This is a genomic window from Methylobacterium sp. E-041, assembly GCF_022829665.1.
Lineage (GTDB): Bacteria > Pseudomonadota > Alphaproteobacteria > Rhizobiales > Beijerinckiaceae > Methylobacterium.
This window is the reverse complement of record NZ_JAKSYQ010000224.1, coordinates 1-675: the sequence shown is the minus strand read 5'-3', so window position 1 is coordinate 675 and position 675 is coordinate 1. Positions and strand designations below refer to the sequence as shown.

2 pseudogenes are annotated in these 675 nt (G+C 75.9%); one reads left to right on the top strand and one right to left on the bottom strand.

What is annotated here, in order from left to right:
• Window positions 1-221, top strand: a pseudogene (locus MKK70_RS20400) (cyclic pyranopterin monophosphate synthase MoaC); the annotation flags it as partial.
• 365 nt (window positions 222-586) lie between these two features.
• Here the strand turns inward: MKK70_RS20400 and moaC are convergent.
• A pseudogene (gene moaC / locus MKK70_RS20395) lies at window positions 587-675 on the bottom strand (cyclic pyranopterin monophosphate synthase MoaC); the annotation flags it as partial.

Here is a 675-nt window from a genome sequence, read left to right as displayed (position 1 = left end):
TGGTGATGCTGCCCGCCACCCTGGCGCTGATCCGCGAGGGCGATGCCAAGAAGGGCGACGTGGTCGGCACCGCCCGCCTCGCCGGGATCATGGCGGCCAAGCGCACCCACGAGTTGATCCCGCTCTGCCATCCGCTCCTGCCCACCAAGGTCCGGGTCGATGGCGAGACCGACGACCCGCTGCCGGACCTGCGCCCCACGGCGTCGCGACGGCGGCGCGGCCGGCGCAGCAATGCCTGGCGGAGGCCGGGAAGGGCGGTTGCGGGCGTGAGGCACCGACCGCGGCAGCCAGCGTGCGCACGGCCGCCTCCGCGATCGCGACTTCTTCGGCCGAGACCGGCCCGGGACCGCTCGCGCGGATCCGCGCGAGCGCTTCGGCTACGGGGATCAGGCAGCTCACGCGAGCGCGCCCGGTCCCGGACGCGCTCCGGTTTTCTCCCTCCCCCCTCCGCGGGGGAGGGTGGGCCTCGCGGCACCGAAGGTCGGGAGAGGGGTGCGACCTCTCCGGATGCGGCGTTCCCCTCTCCCGACCCGGTTCGTGGGCCACCCGCCCCCGCAGAGGGGGGAGGGATGAGCGCCGGGGGCCATCACGCCGCGTCCTCCGCGCGGTACGCGCCGGAGCGGCCGCCGTCCTTGGCGAGCAGGCGGATGCCCTCGATCCGCATGCCGCGGTCGG